This is a genomic window from Rhodococcus sp. 06-470-2 (assembly GCF_002258235.1).
Taxonomy (GTDB): Bacteria; Actinomycetota; Actinomycetes; order Mycobacteriales; family Mycobacteriaceae; genus Rhodococcoides.
This window is the reverse complement of the sequence record NZ_NOYB01000037.1, coordinates 56,160-72,136: the sequence shown is the minus strand read 5'-3', so window position 1 is coordinate 72,136 and position 15,977 is coordinate 56,160. Positions and strand designations below refer to the sequence as shown.

At 62.9% G+C, this 15,977-nt stretch carries 16 protein-coding genes; 7 read left to right on the top strand and 9 right to left on the bottom strand.

Annotation, left to right across the window (positions count from 1 at the left end):
- Positions 1-102 precede the first annotated feature (102 nt).
- From CH276_RS20370 to CH276_RS20355, 5 genes are all read left to right on the top strand, one after another.
- Positions 103-381 (top strand): hypothetical protein, encoded by a 279-nt coding sequence (locus CH276_RS20370; RefSeq protein ID WP_032394877.1) that lies wholly within the window; start codon positions 103-105, stop codon positions 379-381.
- A 525-nt stretch (positions 382-906) separates the two neighbouring features.
- Positions 907-1,533: a hypothetical protein gene (locus tag CH276_RS20365; RefSeq protein ID WP_141214757.1), complete on the top strand. Its 627-nt coding sequence runs from the start codon at positions 907-909 to the stop codon at positions 1,531-1,533.
- A complete protein-coding gene (locus CH276_RS20360) occupies positions 1,530-2,714 on the top strand; it encodes a PrsW family intramembrane metalloprotease (protein WP_094631498.1) in 1,185 nt (394 codons plus the stop codon). The genes CH276_RS20365 and CH276_RS20360 overlap by 4 nt, the downstream gene beginning before the upstream one ends.
- A 135-nt stretch (positions 2,715-2,849) precedes the next feature.
- Positions 2,850-3,077, top strand: coding sequence for a hypothetical protein (locus tag CH276_RS28260; protein WP_094631497.1), 228 nt, complete (start codon positions 2,850-2,852; stop codon positions 3,075-3,077).
- Between the two features lie 100 nt (positions 3,078-3,177).
- Positions 3,178-4,359, top strand: a complete 1,182-nt coding sequence (locus CH276_RS20355) for a lipase family protein (RefSeq protein WP_094631573.1) — start codon at positions 3,178-3,180, stop codon at positions 4,357-4,359.
- 590 nt (positions 4,360-4,949) lie between these two features.
- On the opposite strand, the gene CH276_RS20350 is transcribed toward CH276_RS20355, so the two are convergent.
- Genes CH276_RS20350 through couN form a run of 4 tightly spaced genes read right to left on the bottom strand, consistent with a single transcriptional unit; the run spans position 4,950 to position 8,807 of the window.
- Positions 4,950-6,482, bottom strand: a complete 1,533-nt coding sequence (locus CH276_RS20350) for an acyl-CoA synthetase (protein ID WP_094689127.1) — start codon at positions 6,480-6,482, stop codon at positions 4,950-4,952.
- A gap of 44 nt (positions 6,483-6,526) precedes the next feature.
- Positions 6,527-7,000: a p-hydroxycinnamoyl-CoA hydratase gene (gene couM / locus CH276_RS20345; protein ID WP_094631496.1), complete on the bottom strand. Its 474-nt coding sequence runs from the start codon at positions 6,998-7,000 to the stop codon at positions 6,527-6,529.
- On the bottom strand, positions 6,997-7,902 hold the full coding sequence (couO, locus tag CH276_RS20340) for a 4-hydroxyphenyl-beta-ketoacyl-CoA hydrolase (RefSeq protein ID WP_094631495.1): 906 nt from the start codon (positions 7,900-7,902) through the stop codon (positions 6,997-6,999). Before couO ends, couM begins: the two co-directional genes overlap by 4 nt.
- Positions 7,899-8,807 carry a 4-hydroxyphenyl-beta-hydroxyacyl-CoA dehydrogenase gene (gene couN, locus CH276_RS20335; RefSeq protein ID WP_094631494.1) on the bottom strand — a complete coding sequence of 303 codons (909 nt, stop codon included), beginning with the start codon at positions 8,805-8,807 and terminating at the stop codon, positions 7,899-7,901. Before couN ends, couO begins: the two co-directional genes overlap by 4 nt.
- A 108-nt stretch (positions 8,808-8,915) precedes the next feature.
- Between couN and CH276_RS20330 the strand changes: the two genes are divergently transcribed.
- Positions 8,916-9,389, top strand: coding sequence for a MarR family winged helix-turn-helix transcriptional regulator (locus tag CH276_RS20330; protein WP_254924346.1), 474 nt, complete (start codon positions 8,916-8,918; stop codon positions 9,387-9,389).
- Positions 9,390-9,409: 20 nt separating this feature from the next.
- Here the strand turns inward: CH276_RS20330 and CH276_RS20325 are convergent, their stop codons facing one another.
- From CH276_RS20325 to CH276_RS20310, 4 genes are all read right to left on the bottom strand, one after another.
- Positions 9,410-10,183: an MBL fold metallo-hydrolase gene (locus CH276_RS20325; protein ID WP_176459359.1), complete on the bottom strand. Its 774-nt coding sequence runs from the start codon at positions 10,181-10,183 to the stop codon at positions 9,410-9,412.
- An 80-nt stretch (positions 10,184-10,263) separates the two neighbouring features.
- The gene (locus CH276_RS20320; protein WP_176459358.1) at positions 10,264-11,361 is read right to left on the bottom strand and encodes an ABC transporter substrate-binding protein; all 1,098 of its coding nucleotides are present in this window, start codon (positions 11,359-11,361) and stop codon (positions 10,264-10,266) included.
- Complete coding sequence (locus CH276_RS20315; RefSeq protein WP_217901421.1) at positions 11,354-12,445, bottom strand: ABC transporter ATP-binding protein; 1,092 nt, start codon at positions 12,443-12,445, stop codon at positions 11,354-11,356. The genes CH276_RS20320 and CH276_RS20315 overlap by 8 nt, the downstream gene beginning before the upstream one ends.
- A 25-nt stretch (positions 12,446-12,470) precedes the next feature.
- The gene (locus CH276_RS20310; RefSeq protein WP_176459356.1) at positions 12,471-14,291 is read right to left on the bottom strand and encodes an ABC transporter permease; all 1,821 of its coding nucleotides are present in this window, start codon (positions 14,289-14,291) and stop codon (positions 12,471-12,473) included.
- Positions 14,292-14,520: 229 nt separating this feature from the next.
- On the opposite strand from CH276_RS20310, the gene CH276_RS20305 reads away from it, so the two are divergent.
- Positions 14,521-15,030, top strand: coding sequence for a DUF3237 domain-containing protein (locus CH276_RS20305; protein WP_094631570.1), 510 nt, complete (start codon positions 14,521-14,523; stop codon positions 15,028-15,030).
- 18 nt (positions 15,031-15,048) lie between these two features.
- Here CH276_RS20305 and CH276_RS20300 read toward each other — a convergent pair whose 3' ends face one another.
- Positions 15,049-15,933, bottom strand: coding sequence for a PaaX family transcriptional regulator (locus CH276_RS20300; protein WP_217901420.1), 885 nt, complete (start codon positions 15,931-15,933; stop codon positions 15,049-15,051).
- Positions 15,934-15,977: the final 44 nt, after the last annotated feature.

Sequence of the window (15,977 nt, the reverse complement as noted above, 5' to 3'; positions counted from 1 at the left end):
ATCGGTGCCATCGTGCCTCGCCGTATGTCGAGGTATCTTTTCGGTAGGTCTGCTCGTCGCGCCGTATGCGACGAGTACGAAGACCGCACAGAGGGAGGCGGCATGGCCGAGGAATACAGCACACGGCCGCTGTTTCGCAACGGTGCCGGCAGTGCCGCGATGATCCTGGGCATCGTGGCCCTGGTCTGTGCGTTCGTACCTTTCATCGGCGACTTCGTCGCTGTCCCAACAGGTGTCGCCGCCGTCGTGTGCGGGTGGGTCGGGGTGAGCCGGGACGAGAAGGGCATGGCGACCAACGGCCGCGAGGCAATGATCGGCGCAGCTCTCGGCGGCGCGGCCATGTTCGTGGTGTTCGTGGCATACGCTGCCACCGTCGTGTGAACGGTGACGGAAGGCGAGTGGTGCCACGAAGAGATTCGTTGCTTGCCGGCCTGGCCACCGACCTCGTATCAGCATGCCGATCACGCCGGACCGAAGAGTCGAGGCACTGGAGCGTCCATCGACGAACCGCATCGACATTCGTCACCATCGATGTGAATTCGGTGCCCAGTGCCGCCGGACTCCACAACCGCGCAACGAATTTCGGATCAGACGGTCTCGGATCAGCTTTGCAAGAGACAATGCCGACGCCCCATCCCGAACTCGCGCCGTGATCGAGAAATCTTCCGGTTCGATCGCCGAGAATCCGGTTTCGGTCTTTTTAGCTGATTAACGGCAAGAAGACAGGCCGACTCCGAATATCATCGACCCAGAAGTAATACGTGTTGGGCTTATCAGGCTGCCGCGCAACCGAAACAAGCCATCGCACCTCTACGGCCTTGCTTTGCTCGACGAACTGTTTTTCGAATTGCTCCGCCCCGAGGTACGCGTCACGCCGTGATCGACACCGAGGGCCGAGGAGTAACTGTGACACAAATTCTTGCTGCGAGACAACGACATCGGGTCCCGGCCGAGCACCGTGTGCTCGGTCTCGACCGTCGGACTTTTCCACCGGCACTCTTCGTCGTCGCGATCTTCGTCGTCTTGACCGTGATCCTTCCCCGTGTCGACGCGGCCATCGGCTGGGAAGACCCGGTTCTCGCCGGTGAGCAACTCGCGCTGACGGACTCCATCGTCTTCACACCGACCACCGGCTGGGATGTCGAGGCCGGCTTTCGTGTCGACGACGAAAGCCGTCGTTCCGGGGACGCCACCGTCGCCGGGAAGGGCGTCACCTTCCAGGTCTCGTCGGACACGTTCGAGGGCACACCGGATGAATTGCTGGACCAAGTGGAGAAAGTCACCTCCCGCACCGACGACCCGACCTTCAGAGTCGACGGCGACAGGACCACTCTCACCACGACGTCAGGCGAGAGCGGTGTCGCACAGCCATACAGCAGCGTGACCGGGGACGGTGTGGTCGCGGCATTCGTCATCGCCGGCAGGGGGCTGAAGATCACCGCCTACGGGCCTCCCGCTCAGATGACCGCGGCCGTCGACAACATCCAGACCATGATCGCCAGCATCCGGACCGTCGACAGGAACAACTCATGAGCGAGACCGGCACCGACACCACACGCAGCTCCGAGGCCCGCCAACGGCAGGCCAGAGCAATGGAGATCTCCGGCTGGGGTGAGCGCTTCCACTTCGTGCAACCCCACAATCTGTGTTTCTGGGTGTTCGTCGTGCTGACCGGCATCGGCGCGTTCCAGGTGTGGGCGTACTTCGCACCCAAAACCGGGTTGTACGCCGACGCCTTTGCGATCTCGGCAGTGCTGTGCGGATTGTGCGGGCTGGCGTGGTTCGCTTGGTTCCGTCATATCGACCGATGGGAACGCCAACCGGGCCGACTCATCCTCGCCGCGCTCCTGTGGGGCGCAATTCCGGCCACCTTTGCATTCGCCCTCACCGCGAACAACGCAATGATCAGCATTTACAACAAGCTTCTCGGCCAAGTGTGGAGTGCCAACTGGGCAGCCGGAGCCACCGCACCGATCACCGAAGAGGCCGCGAAGCTGTGCGGATTCATACTCCTCATGAGCCTTGCCCCGCGGTTGATTCGGACCGCGAACGACGGTCTGATAGTCGGCGCGTTCATCGGGCTCGGATTCGCGATCTTCGAGGACTTCCTCTACGCCGCCAACTCCACAGCTCAGGCCTTCGGTACCGATCCGGTCGACCACGCCGTACAGATGTCGTTCACGCGCATAGCGGTCAGCTTCGTTTCCCACCCGCTGTTCAGCGCCCTCGTCTGCACCGGTGTCATCTACATCCTCGGCACGGCGGCCCAGCCACGCCGGATCGGCCGCGGTGTGGCATTCGTATTGGTCGGAATGTTTCTGCACTTCACCTGGGACGACGCCGGCGGTCTCGGCCGAGGCGGCATCCTCACCTTCCCCGTCATGCTCGGCTCCATCGTGCTCGGGTTCACGGTCTTGACGATCGCGTTCCGGCGAGCAGCACCCCGCGAGTACCAGTTCGTCCGCGACATCCTCGCCCCCGAGGTCGAAGCAGGAACCGTGACCGACGCCGAGGTCGACGGCATCCTGGACAAGAAAGCGCGCAAGGCGTTCATCAAGTCCGCGCCCCACCACAAGTCCCGTCGAGCACGCAAGCACCTACGTCGGGCGATTCTCGACCTCGCGCATGACTTGGCCCATGACAAGGGATCGGACACCGAGGCCGTGCGCCACTCTCGCTCGGAAGTCGAGCGGTTGCGCGTCAAGGCCGGCTGACCCACCGCCGACCGAAAGCACGGCCTGCAGGTCGTCACTGTGCCTCCAGGCCTGGAGGTCCGCCCCGACTTGCCCGCGCCCGGGCCATCCCAAGCAACACCAGTGCTGCCGCCGTCGCCATGAAGGCGAAGCCCGGTGGTTCCACGGCGCCCCAATTCAGATCGATGGTCGACGCTGTCCGCGCGCGTCACTGTCGTCTTTGCCTGCGAGAGCAAGGTGCACAACAGTTCTCGTGCTGCCGACGCTGTCGGGAAGGTTCTCCCGAACGCACACACCGTCGTCCTGACCGGCTGCAGTCACCACATGCTGCCGATGCTGTCGGCCGGGGAGCTCGGTGCCGTGCTTCTGAGCGCCCGGCACTGACACCTGTTGTCGGACTAATCCAATATTGCGTTCACCGACCGCCGCGCACTGTACGGTGACCGCGGGGATGGGTGCGGCTGGAGAAGAATGTCGGGGGATCATGACTGTGTTCGGTGTGCTCGATCGCGTATTGGCTCGACGACTGCCCCTGGAGCCTCCGGACGATCCGCATGCCGCGATCCTTCCGACACCGATCGACAACGACGCCTTCTTTCTCACCCCTCCCGGCATCGAGGACCTTGCACCCGGTGCGGTGATTCGGCAGCGCACGACCCGCGGTCTGGTGCCCCGGCCGCGAACCGCCCTGCATCAGTTCATGGTGCGATCGACCGACGCGCGGGGTCTCCCCGCCGGCGTCACCGCCTCGCTGCTGATCCCGAAGCGGCCGTGGACCGGGCGCGGACCGCGGCCGGTCGTCGCCCACAACGTGGCCATCGATTCCCTCGGAGCCAAGAGCACGCCGTCGTACCGGCTCGTGCACGGTGTCGGTGCCGACCTCCCGCCGGTGATGCCGCTCTGGCTCGCCCGCGGATACGCCGTCCTCGTCGCCGATCACCAGGGCCCGCGGATGTCGTACTCCGAAGGCACGATGGCCGGGCATGCCGTCCTGGACTCGATGCGCGGGATGACGGTCGTCGCCCCGGAGCTCGCCGACAGCCCAGTGGTGGCCTACGGCTACAGCGGCGGCGCGATCGCCACCACGTGGACCGCGCAACTGCACCCGAGGTACGCGCCGGACGTGAGGTTGGTCGGTGCCGTCGCCGGTGGAACACCCACCGACTTCTCGATGCTGCTGGACACCATGAACGGCACCGTCGCGGCCGGCCTGCTGGGTGCGGCGAGCATGGGTCTCGCACGTGAGCACCCCGAGATGGTCGAGTTGTTCGGCCCGAAGGCGCTGCTGTTGGCGTCCTGGGTGAAGGACATGTCCGTCCTCCCCCTGGCCCTGGGCGGGCTGGTACGCATGCGAATCGAGGACTTGGCGTCCGAGCCCGACCCGTTCGACTCCGACATCGCGCGGCGGGTGATCGCCGCGAACCGTCCGGGCGCCGACGCGCCGTCGGCGCCGGTCGCGTTCTTCCACGGTTCAGCGAGCAAGTGGATCGGCGATCGCTTCATCCCCGAGGCCGGCGTGACTGCCCTGATCGAGCAGTGGCGCAGCAAGGGTGCCAACGTGCACTACGAGCCCGTGGCAGGCGACCACTTCATCGGCGCCATGACCGGGCTACCATTCGTGTTACGTTGGACCGCAGAACAATTCGCCGCCAACGGTTCGGGTTAGCTCGCCGAAGCAACATAGCGCTGTGACCTACGGAAATATGGTGCCCCCAGTCGGACTCGAACCGACACTGTGCGGATTTCAAGTCCCTGGAAGTGGATTCACCTGAACTACACTGGACTCGATATTTGTTTATTTCCAACACTTTTCGTACATTGCCGTTCGGGCCAGTCCACCTCGAATCGTACCGACTTGTGACACTCTCGTGACACCGAACTGCCGCCGATCCTCCGACACCGGACAGTCCTGATCAGTGTCGGACAGCCACGGTATCGGGTGGACGGAGACTGTCCTGGTGCACCGATGCTCTGTGCGGACTCGTGACAACGAGACTTGTTCGTCGCGAAACAATATCGCCCTCGAGTCAGTCGAAAAGTGCAACGGCGAACCCCACTGCATCGGTCCAACGGCTTGTTGGACAAATGCTGCTCCAGGCGAGGCGTTAGCCATCCGGCGATGACGCTGACGGAGGCGAACAATTGCCGAGTTGCCAACACCAGACACGATGCCGCCGACAACATCGCGCGGAAACGGCAGTTACCGCATCGTAAATAGAACATGACACTGAGCAATCCATCAAGTCCGTAGCGAAATCATTCGCTGGGTTGCTGCGCTACTACCTCGACATTGGCGTTTGCGAACTGAGCCCGTAGTACGTCTTTGCGGATCTTTCCGGTCGGGTTACGCGGGATTTCATCGAGCACGACGTATCGCTTCGGGATCTTGTACCGGGCGAGGTTGACTCCGAGCGCGGCGGCAAGTGATTCGGGGTCGACGGTGGAACCGGCCGAGACCGTGATCGCCGCCAGCGCCGATTCACCCCACTTCTCGTCGGGCACACCGAACACGGCGCAGCCCTCGATCCCCGGCAGCTCGAGTATCGCTGCCTCGACTTCCGCTGGATAGATGTTCTCTCCTCCGGAAATGATCAGATCCTTGAGGCGATCGACGATCGTGACGAACCCTTCGTGGTCCGCGACGCCGATGTCACCGGTGCGGAGCCAGCCGTCGTCGAACACGTCCGCGGTCGAATCGGGCCGACCCCAGTACTCCTTCATCACGTTCGGGCCATGGATCTGAATCTCGCCTCGTTCACCGGGTGCCACCGTGCGCGAGGTGGCGTCGACGATTCGGACGTCGGTGAACGTGTGCGGTACGCCTGCCGTTCCCATCTTCCGTTCGGCATCGACCGAGGTGAGAATCGTTGCCCCAGGGCCACTTTCGGTGAGACCGTAGCCCTGACACATCTTGATACCACGCTCGGAATAAGCGCGCAGTGTCCGCGGCGGAACTGGTGCCGCCGCCACCACGATCCGTCGCAGAGCAGTCAGATCGGTGAGAGCCCACTGCTCGTGCGCGACGAGCGCATCGAGAATCGTGGGCACCCCGAACGTGTAGGTCACCGATTTCGATTCCAGGATGTTCAGGACTCGACCTGCGTCGAATCCCTCTTCGATGACCACGGACCCACCCTTGAAGAGAACCGGCAGAGCAACGAAATCCAGTGCGGCTGTGTGAAACAGCGGTGCACAGACCAGGGCGACTTCGTCACTGCACAGGTCCAGATCGAGTATCGGGTTGAGCACCGAGAACAAGATGTTCGAGTGTGTCATCACCACACCCTTGGGTCGGCCTGTGGTGCCGGAGGTGTACATGATGAAGCACAGATCGTCTCCCGTCACCGGCTCGTCGATGCGGGCCGACTCTGCGCCCTCGATGGCGGAGTCGTATTCGTCCCCGAGCACGATGCGAGTGACGCCTCGGGCTGCGACCGCCTCGGTTGCGACGTCGGTCAGCGCGTCGGAATGCAGGAGCACCGACAGCCCGGCGTCGTCGACCGCAAACGTCACCTCGGGTCCGGTCAGTCGAGCGTTGAGGGGGACGAAGATCGCTCCGAGTATCCCGCAGGAGAACAGAACCTCCAGATACGCAGGATGATTGGTAGACAGGAGCCCTACTCGATCACCCTTGCGCACACCGAGCCGACGAAGCACGTGCGCCAGTCGCGTGGTGCGGTCGTCGAGCTCGTGGTAGGTGAGGCGCTCACCGCGGAATTCGATCGCCGTGGCATGTGGAGATTGCCTGGTGCGACGCCTGATCCACGAACCGACTCCTTGATTGCGCATCTCGATCCAATCCTTCGGTGTGCGAGTTCTGTTGTACGGCAAATTCAGTCGAACATGCGGTACACGGCTTCGACGACAACGGCGGGGCGCTCACTGCCCTCCAGTTCGATCTTGGCCGCGACCGTCAACTGAGCTCCGCCCTTGGGGAGCTCCTCGAACGTCTTCAGGGTGGCGGACAGGCGCACGCGTCCACCGGCCGGCACGGGGTTGGTGAAGCGGACCTTGTTGAGGCCGTAGTTGATCTTGGTCGTCACGCTGTCGACGACGAGCACTTCTTCCCACATCGGGATGATCAACGACAAGGTGAGGTAGCCGTGAGCGATCGGCCCGCCGAAGGGGCTCTCGGCTTTCGCACGCTCCGGATCGATGTGAATCCACTGATGATCGTCGGTGGCATCGGCGAAGGTGTTGATTCGCTCCTGAGCAATCTCGATCCACGAACTGGTTCCCAGCTCGGTGCCTTCGAGCGGCTTCAGTTCCGCAAGGGTGGCGACACGGGTGACGGTAGCGGTGGTCATGAGTTCTCCTGGACTGTGATGTTCAGTGCGGCAATGGCATTGGTCTTGAGTACGAGCGGGCGAACCTCGTCCTTGATCTCGAGCTGTGCGAAGTCCTTCATCCAGCGGTCCGGCGTGAGTACCGGAAAGTCAGAACCGAAGAGCACCTTGTGCTTGAGCATCGAGTTGGCGGCACGGACGAGCTGCGGCGGAAAGTACTTCGGCGACCAGCCGGATAGGTCGACGAAAACGTTCGATTTGTGAGTGGCGATGGAGATCTGAGCATCGGCCCACGGCACGGAGGGGTGCGCCATGATGACGGTCAACTCGGGAAAGTCGGCCGCGACGTCGTCGAGGAGCATGGGGTCGGAGTAGCGCAGCTTGATCCCGTGTCCGCCGGGCAAGCCTGCACCGATTCCGGTCTGACCGGTGTGAAACAGCGCGGGCACACCGGCTTCGACGATGGCCTCGTAGATCGGATAGAACCGCCGATCGTTCGGCTCGAAGCCCTGCAAGCTCGGATGAAACTTGAACCCTTGCACGCCAAATTCGTCGACCAGACGATGGACGCGTCGGACGGCAGCCTTGCCTTGCCATGGGTCGACCGATCCGAACGGGATCAGCACGTCGTTGTGGCGGGCCGCACCTTCGGCGATGTCCTCGACGGAGTTCGGTGAATGACCCGATGCCGCACCGGCATCGACGGTGAACACCACTGCGGCCATGTTGCGTGCGCGGTAGTAGTCCGCGATCGCATCGATGTTCGGGGTGCGATCCTCACCGGACTTGAAGTACTTCTCGGACGCTGCCATCAACTCGTCGTCCAGTGAGCGATGGCCACACCCGTCGACTTCGACGTGAGTATGCACATCGAGTGCTTCGATGGCGTCGAAATCGACAGCGCACTGATACTTCGAGGTCATCGTGCCGGCTCGACCGGAAGGTTCTCGCCCACGGATTCGAGGTGGTCGGCGAAGGATTCGGTCCATGCGGCGGCGATGTTCTCGGCCGACCAGCCACCGTCGTGGTAGTTGGTGGCAATCATGTCCGGGTGGGTCCACAGTGCGAGACGATCTCCGCCGATGGCGAACGCCTGGCCGGTGATCTCTGCGCCGGCATCACTGGCGAGGAACGAAACGATCCCGGCTGCGTCGGCGGGCGACCCGAAGCCGAGTTCGCGGCGCGCGAACGGCGGCACCTCGTCACCGTTCTTCATCGCCTCGATGTACGGCTGCAGGAACGGGACGGTTTCCGTCATCGCAGTCGCGGCAACCGGACACACGGCGTTGACGGTGATGCCCGCGCGCTGCAGTTCCATCGCCCAGGTACGAACCATGCCGACGATGCCGGCTTTGGAACCCGAGTAGTTGGTCTGACCGAAATTGCCCCGCTGCCCTGCCGGGGAGCCGATGCAGACGATGCGACCACCGTCACCCTGGCCCTTGAACTGGACGACGGCTTCACGAACACACGTGAAAGTGCCACGCAGATGCACGTTCACGACAGCATCGAAGTCGTCGTCGGTCATCTTCCAGATGACCTTGTCGCGGAGGATGCCTGCATTGGTGACCATGACGTCCAGGCGTCCGAACGCCTCGACGGCACCGGCGACGAGCTTCTGCGCGGTCTCGGTGCTGCCGACCGGAGCGACTACGGCAATTGCCTTCCCGCCCGCACCGACGATCGAGTCGACAGCCGCGTCGGCGATCTCCTGGTCGACGTCGTTGATCACGACAGCCGCACCGTGACGAGCCAAGTCCTGTGCGTAGGCCAGGCCGAGCCCCTGCCCGCTTCCGGTGACCACAGCCACCTTGTTGTCCAAGTTCATGAAGTGTCTCCTTGCGTCGATTCCCACTGATGTCAGGTAAACATCAATGATTTATAAAGTCAATTATTGCAGTTTGTTAAGATCGCCGGCAGACCCCGAGGAGTGCCTGTGACCGACCTTCATCCGTTGTCCGAAGACATCGGCTTCCTGCTGACCCGCGTGAGCGCGCTCATGATGGATTCGGCCAACAAGGCATTGGCGTCGTTCGACATGCGGGTGCGGTCGTACTCGGTTCTCGTCCTGGCGTGCGAGCGGGACGGAGGGCTCGGCCAACGCCAGATCGCACAGAGGTTGGGACTCGATCCGAGCCAGATCGTCGCGTTGGTCGACGATCTCGAAGGCCGGGGCTACCTCTCGCGGCAGGTCGATCCGGATGATCGGCGCAACAAACGTGTCGAAGCCACCGACTTGGGGCGAGCTGTGTGCACGCAGGCGCAGCACGCCGTGAACCTCGGTCGAGCCGATGTGCTGGACGGGCTCCCGGCCGGCGTCGACGTCACCGCACTGCGTGGTGCGCTGCGGGCCGTGGTCGAGCAACCCCGAGAACAAACCCGAGAGCAAGCCCGGGAAAAACCCCGATAGCGACTGGTCGTGTGCCGAGGTCATCGAGATGCAGTCGAGAGGTCCAGGCACATCAGGTCACGTCCGACGATGATCTGCCCGTGGAAGTCCGCTGCCACGGCCTCGCACCACATCTCGTCCGTCACGCTGGTGTCGGCGGGTACCAGGTGCGTCAGAACCAACGTCTTCGCCCCGGCTCTGGTAGCGAGTTTCCCCACCTCGTGCACCGAGGTGTGGCTCTCGTGCAGATGCTGCAACATCGCGTCGGGATTACTGACAGTGAGCAGATGCTGCAGATGATCGGGATGGAAAACCTCGTGGACGAGAAAGTCGCAGTCGCGCGCCAACTCGACGAGCGCCTCGGACGGGGCCGTGTCTCCCGAGAACACGACGGATCGATCCGCGGTGTCGAACCGGTAGGCGAACGACGGAACCACCGGCGGATGCTCCACGACAGCTGCGGTCACCACGACCTTGTCGTCTTCGTAGACCACCCCTGAGCGAGAGATCTCGCGGGGTTCGACGAAATCGCTCAGGGGCGCCCGGCCCGAATGCTCACGTCGCCAGTGCAGATCTTCTGCGTGCAGCCCGAGAAACTTCTGGAAGGATTCCAGCATCGGTGGAGGTCCGACGACAGGCACAGTGTGGCGTAGGCGAGCCCATCCGGTGAGGAAGAACGTCCACAGGTCCGCATTGTGATCGGAATGATGATGGGTGAGAAATCCCGCCTCCACCGATGCGTGGTCGAGTCCGGCGAGGACGAGCTGTCTACCGACCCCGTTTCCGAAATCGACGATGTATGTCGAATCACCCACGGTCAGAGCTTGACTGGGCGCCGCGCGGTTCGCTTTCGGCATCGGACCGCCCGAGGTGCCGAGAAGTCGCAACTCGGTGGTCAACGGAATATCCCCTTCGTCAGCTCGATGGTTTTGGTGGTCTCGGCCCGGTACTGATCGAGGGGAATTTCCGCCATGGCCGACTCGATGGCGACATCGGCGGGAGGCAGACCGTCGGGAGCGCTGATATCGGGGTAGACCGAGTAGTTACCGGTATCGGACAGCGCTCGTTGGCCTTCGTCGGTCAGCATCCAGTTCAGTAGCAGTTTCGACGCGCTCGGCGCGGGGTCGTCCACGAGTAGGCAGTTGTAGTGCGTTTCGAGACGAGCGCCTCGCTCCGGTGCGACGAACGCGATCGGAAGGTTCTTCTCTTCGAGTCGCTTCATCGAGTTGTAACTCAGGATCGAGGCAATCGACTGTTGCCCGCCCGCCACCGATTGAATGCCCAACTGCGAGTTCGCAAGAATCGTCGGCTGGTTGGCGGCAAGTTCTCGGAGCCACGTCTCGTCGTATTCACCGCTGTAAAGCATTGCGGCGATCGAGACACTGGCGTCGTTCACGGTCGTGGGATCGGTGAGTGCCAGCTTTCCTTTCCATTCGGGGTTCGTGAGGTCCTGCCACGACGTCGGAACATCGGCGGCGTCGACGAGTTCGGGGTTGTAGGCGAATCCGAATACCCATCTGGTGATGCCGTTGAACGAATGGTTCGGTCCGACCAGGCTCGGGTCGAGGTCTTTCGCGGTGAACGGTTCGTAGGGATCGCACCGTCCGCTGTTGTTGGTCAACAGGGTGATGTTGGTGCCGCCGTTGACCATCGACGCGACGTGGTTGCCGCTCCCGAACTCCTGGTCCAGACGGGTGGAAAGGTCTGCGCCGTAGGTGTATTCGGGCAGTACCTGAATATCCGGGTAGCGACGCATGAATTCCGCGTATGCGGGTTTGTATCGGTCTTCTCCCGGCCCGTATGTCACCACCGAGGTCTCTCCGTTCGCGACAGCGGCGTCGTACAGGTCGTCGAGAGCGGCAATGGTGTCCTGGTCGCCCAGGTTTGCATCGGAGAGCGGGGCACCGTTCTCGGCCTGTGGCGCGCAGGAGGAGAGCGCAATCACGGTGACCGCAGCAATGCAGACGGCCCTGATGCCTACTGTGTCACGCAACGTTGGCTTGTACATTCGTGTCCTCCAAAACCTGTGCGTTGCGGGGGATTCGAAGGGAGACCGTTGCCCCTTCGGGGTACGCGGAGATACCGGAAGCCGCACTGTTGGTGCGTAGTTTCACGGTGTGGCCGGCGACCGCGAAGGTGATCTCGATCTGCTCTCCCAGATACACCGCCTTCGTGACTGTGGCGGCGACGACGTTGGCTCGTCCGAGCTCGTGGTCCGAGATGACTGTGTCGGTCGAACGGAAGGCCACCAGAACATCCGATGTGCGCGACGAGGCGGCGATGTCGTCCACCTCGATCGCCCCGACCCCGTCGATATCGACGATGCCCGAACCCGAGTCGGTCCGTGAACGGATACGGCCGCGCAGCATGTTCTCGAATCCCACGAAGTCCGCGACGAATGCGTTCTTCGGACTGGAGTAGATCTCGTGCGGGGTTCCCAGTTGCTGAATTCTGCCCTTGTCCATCACCGCAATTCGATCCGACAACGTCAGTGCTTCGGTCTGGTCGTGCGTGACGTAGATGGCCGTCGTGCCGAGTCGTTTCTGGAGGATGCCGATCTGGTCGCGCATTTCCCCCCGAAGCTTGGCGTCGAGGTTCGACAGAGGCTCGTCGAACAGGATCAGGCGCGGCTCGGCCACGAGAGCTCGAGCAAGCGCAACTCGCTGTTGTTGTCCACCCGAGAGCGCGGCGACGGATCGGTCGCCGAGCCCCGTCAGCGACACCTGCGCCAGAGCCTGCTCGGCCTTGTCCTTGGACTCGCTACGGTTGACGCCTCTGCGGCGCAACGGATATGCGACATTGGACAGCACCGACATGTGCGGCCACAGCGCGTAGGTCTGGAACACCATCCCTGCGCCACGCTTGTCCGGTTGCAGATCGAGCCCTGCGGAGGCATCGAAGACGGTGTCTCCGCCGATTCGCACGTCCCCACCATCGGGGCGTTCGAGGCCGGCGACACAACGCAACGTGGTGGTCTTCCCGCAGCCGCTCGGGCCGAGCAGCGTGAAGAATTCTCCGTCCTCGATATCGAGGTCCATCGTGTCCACGACGGTGTTGTCACCGTAAGTTTTGGTCATGGAACGTAGCGAGACCGAGGCCATGTCATTCATCTCCTGTTCGGGCGGCCGATGAGACCGGGACGAGTTCTTCGTGGATCGAGGTACTCGGACCGTGGCGGTCCGAGCGCGCGGTTGGTGGGTCCGACGGTGCCGAAGACTGTCGGCGAGCCCCGGTCATCGATGCAGACAGTCGTATTCCGAGGTAGATCACTGCGCCCAGGGTCAGCGCAGCCGCCAGGAACAAGCAGAACAATGCCGCGGCCATCGCTCCGTTGCCGTCCGAGTAGAAGCGGTAGACCAGCACCGACATGGTTCGGGTCTGCGGTGTGGACAACAGGACGGGGACCTCGAGATCGCCTGCGATGTGGATGGCGGTGATCAGCCAGCCGGCCAGGAAGCTGGGCACGACGAGGCGAAAGACGATGTCGATAGCCGAGCGAACGGCACCGGCACCGCTGATGCGTGCGGCTTCTTCCAGGTCGATGGACACCTGCGCCAGCGCCCCGTCGATGGTTCGGGCGGCCAGTGGGGTCGTGACGATCACGAGTCCGATCAGCAGAATCCACGAGGTGCCGAACAGTGGGCGCAACGGCGAGACGGCGAGAAATGCCCACGACAGTCCGAGGCCGAGGATGATTCCGTTGACCGCCCAGGGAAGCCACGTCGTCAGTTCGAGGGATCTGCGCACGAAGCGACTTGCATGGCGGCCGACGATGCCGAGGGTCAACGACAGCGTGACGGCGATCAGACCGCCGAACACCGACAGTTTGACGGTATTCCAGACCGCAGGCCCCACCGTCGGGTCCACCAGTAGGTCGCGGTAGTTGGTCAGTGAATAGCCCGCTTCGACTCCGAACAGTGGTTGCAGAGAACCGAGAACGAGTTGGATGGCAGGTAGGACGACGGCGATGGCTGCGAAGAACACGATCAGCCCGTCGGCGATCCAGCGACCCCGACCCAGGTCCCACTGCTCGGCCTTGCCGCCTTTGCCCCCGACGGTCACCCAGCTGCGCCGGTCCAGAATTCGCCACTTGAGCGCAATGAGTGCGAGTACCGCCGCGATGAGAACCAGGGCCAGCGACGCCGCTCCGGCGTAGTCCGGGGGGATCTCGTCGTTGAGCGAGGAATAGATCTGCGTCGAGAAGGTCCGAAATCCCGACGGTAGCCCGATGATCAAGGGCATCTCGAAGGCAACCACACCGATGACGAGGGCAACGATCAGAACACCCAGGATCGACGGCAACAGCAGCGGCAGCGTGATCAGGAAGAACGTCGTCGTCCTACTGGCTCCCGACATCTGGGACGCTTCCTCGATGCGCGAGTCGAGGCGGCGGAAGGAACCGAGCAACATGAAGTACGCGAGCCCGGAAACCTTGAGGGAGAGCACGAACCACACTCCAACACCTCCCCCGATGTCGACCAGCGAGTCCCCGAGTCCGACGAAGTCGAACATCTTGTTGACCAGGCCGGCCCGCGGCGTTCCCAGCAGTGCCCAACTGAGGGCGAAGAACAGTCCCGGCGTGGCCAGGACGATGAACATCAGCGGGGTGACCAGTCGAGAAAGGCGGGCGTTGGTTCGCACGTTGACCCAGCACATGGCGACTGCGATCGTGGTGGCGGTGATGCCGACACCGACTGCGAGAACGAGGGAGTTCGCCAGGTAGGAGTAGGTCGCGGTGTCGGTGAACGCCCCGGTGAATCCGCTCAGCGACCAGCCGCCCGGCTGCCCGGGTGGACTACTGCGAAACGCGCCGAGGATGACAGCGAGAAACGGCAGCGCGTACATGCCGACGACGATGAGGACCGGTACTGCGAGGCCGGCACCCCGTACGGAGAACGAGCGAGACATACGGCGTGGTGACATTGCCTCATCTTTCTGAGATGACAGCGATCGCGGTTGGCGATCGTCGGATCCGGGCACGGAAGTCCATGGATGTTTCTGACCAGCCCCTACCCGACGACAGTTCGGGGCGAGCCGACGGGCACCGCGTCCTGTGACGTGGCTACTGATCAGCATCATGGTGTGTCCCGCGTCTCACTGAGAGTATTCATTTTATTGACGACAGTCAACTAAAGAGCGAACATTGATGAAGATGCGTACCGATGTAACCGAAGAGGACGGAGATCGAGCTGTGCAATCGCACGTTCCGGAGCCACGATTGGAACTGTTGATGGAGACCGAGGTGACGCTGGGTCCAGTCCTGGACCTGGGTTCGACGCCGTACGGACACCGGCGGATCGTTCCCATTTCCGGAGGCCGCTTCTCCGGTCCTCGCCTCGATGGAGTGGTTCTACCCGGGGGTGCGGACTGGCAGATCATCCACCCGAAAGGATGGGTGCGAGTCGAGGCCAGGTACACCCTGCAGGTGAGCAACGGTGACCTTATTTCCGTTGTCAGCCAGGGTGTTCGGCATGGGCCGGCCGATGTCATGGCCGAGCTGCTCGCGGGAGGATCTCCGGATTCGGCCACGTACAGGTTTCGCACCGCGGTGACGCTGGAGACGTCGAGCTCGGACTACTACTGGCTCAACCACATCGTTGCCGTCGGATCCGCCGAACGAGCTCCGGTAGCGGTTCACCAGAACTTCTACGAGGTGCTGTGAGCGCGCCGGACAGCGAGCTCAACGCGTGTCGGTGACTGTCGGATCGGGAGTCGCCGGTGCGACTTCGTCGATGACTCGGGACGCCTCCTCGATAGAGGCATTCTCGTATTCGCCGGCCAGCTTCTTGAACAGATGCTCGGCGTCGATGGCGGGCCAATCCTCCGGGAGTAGTTCGGCAGGCAGGTGGGGATCCTGTCGGACGGTTTCGAGCCAGTCGGTGTGCAGGACGAGTTGGCGTGCCATCGGGCTGGGGAGTTCGAGGCCGGTCGACCGTTCTCGGCTCCACCGCTCGGAGAAATCGCGGTAACGACCTGCGATCGCCTCGATGTCGAATGCGCGCTCGGCCATGTCTTTCGAGCTGGTGGACCCGGCCGCCGAAGCGGCGAGGACGGTCACGTTTCGCTCGAGCCCGAGAGAGTCGACGATGGTGCCCACATCCTTGCGGCCCGGGGCAATCCACATGGCGTGTTGCAAAAGGCCGAAACCGGCCCATGACAGGCGAGATCTCAGGTCGTGTCGGTCGCTGCGCCGGTCGTCGGGTAGCGAGAAGCCGACGACGGTCCAGGTTCCGTCCCAATCACGGTTGACGGCACCGGTTTCCCAGATCCGTCGATTGCCGTCGATGAGTACCTCGGTAGCTCGCTCCGTCAGCTGGTAATAAGCTTTGCGGCCCATTCGGTGCTTACACAACAGGTTTCGGTCGACCATCCGAGTGAGTGTCGAGCGAACTGCTTTCTCGGAGACATCGACGGCACCCAGTACGTCGATGATGCTGCCGGAATACACCGCGGTGTGCCTACCGAGGACGTGGATGCCCAGGAAGTTCAGCATGAGCGATTGCGGTCTCAGTGCGATGCCCACCTCGGACGGTTCCCGCTCGCCGGGCACTGCTGAAACGGTCATGTTCGCCATCCCTCTTACGCGCGTCACAATTATGGGGTAGATTC

Bases quoted from the DNA above. Each gene is read 5' to 3' on its own strand.
- CH276_RS20370 (WP_032394877.1), top strand. From the start codon at position 103: ATGGCCGAGGAATACAGCACACGGCCGCTGTTTCGCAACGGTGCCGGC.
- CH276_RS20360 (WP_094631498.1), top strand. From the start codon at position 1,530: ATGAGCGAGACCGGCACCGACACCACACGCAGCTCCGAGGCCCGCCAA.
- CH276_RS20355 (WP_094631573.1), top strand. From the start codon at position 3,178: ATGACTGTGTTCGGTGTGCTCGATCGCGTATTGGCTCGACGACTGCCC.
- CH276_RS20350 (WP_094689127.1), bottom strand. From the start codon at position 6,482: ATGCGCAATCAAGGAGTCGGTTCGTGGATCAGGCGTCGCACCAGGCAA.
- couM (WP_094631496.1), bottom strand. From the start codon at position 7,000: ATGACCACCGCTACCGTCACCCGTGTCGCCACCCTTGCGGAACTGAAG.
- couO (WP_094631495.1), bottom strand. From the start codon at position 7,902: ATGACCTCGAAGTATCAGTGCGCTGTCGATTTCGACGCCATCGAAGCA.
- couN (WP_094631494.1), bottom strand. From the start codon at position 8,807: ATGAACTTGGACAACAAGGTGGCTGTGGTCACCGGAAGCGGGCAGGGG.
- CH276_RS20315 (WP_217901421.1), bottom strand. From the start codon at position 12,445: ATGACCAAAACTTACGGTGACAACACCGTCGTGGACACGATGGACCTC.
- CH276_RS20310 (WP_176459356.1), bottom strand. From the start codon at position 14,291: ATGTCACCACGCCGTATGTCTCGCTCGTTCTCCGTACGGGGTGCCGGC.
- CH276_RS20305 (WP_094631570.1), top strand. From the start codon at position 14,521: ATGCGTACCGATGTAACCGAAGAGGACGGAGATCGAGCTGTGCAATCG.
- CH276_RS20300 (WP_217901420.1), bottom strand. From the start codon at position 15,933: ATGACCGTTTCAGCAGTGCCCGGCGAGCGGGAACCGTCCGAGGTGGGC.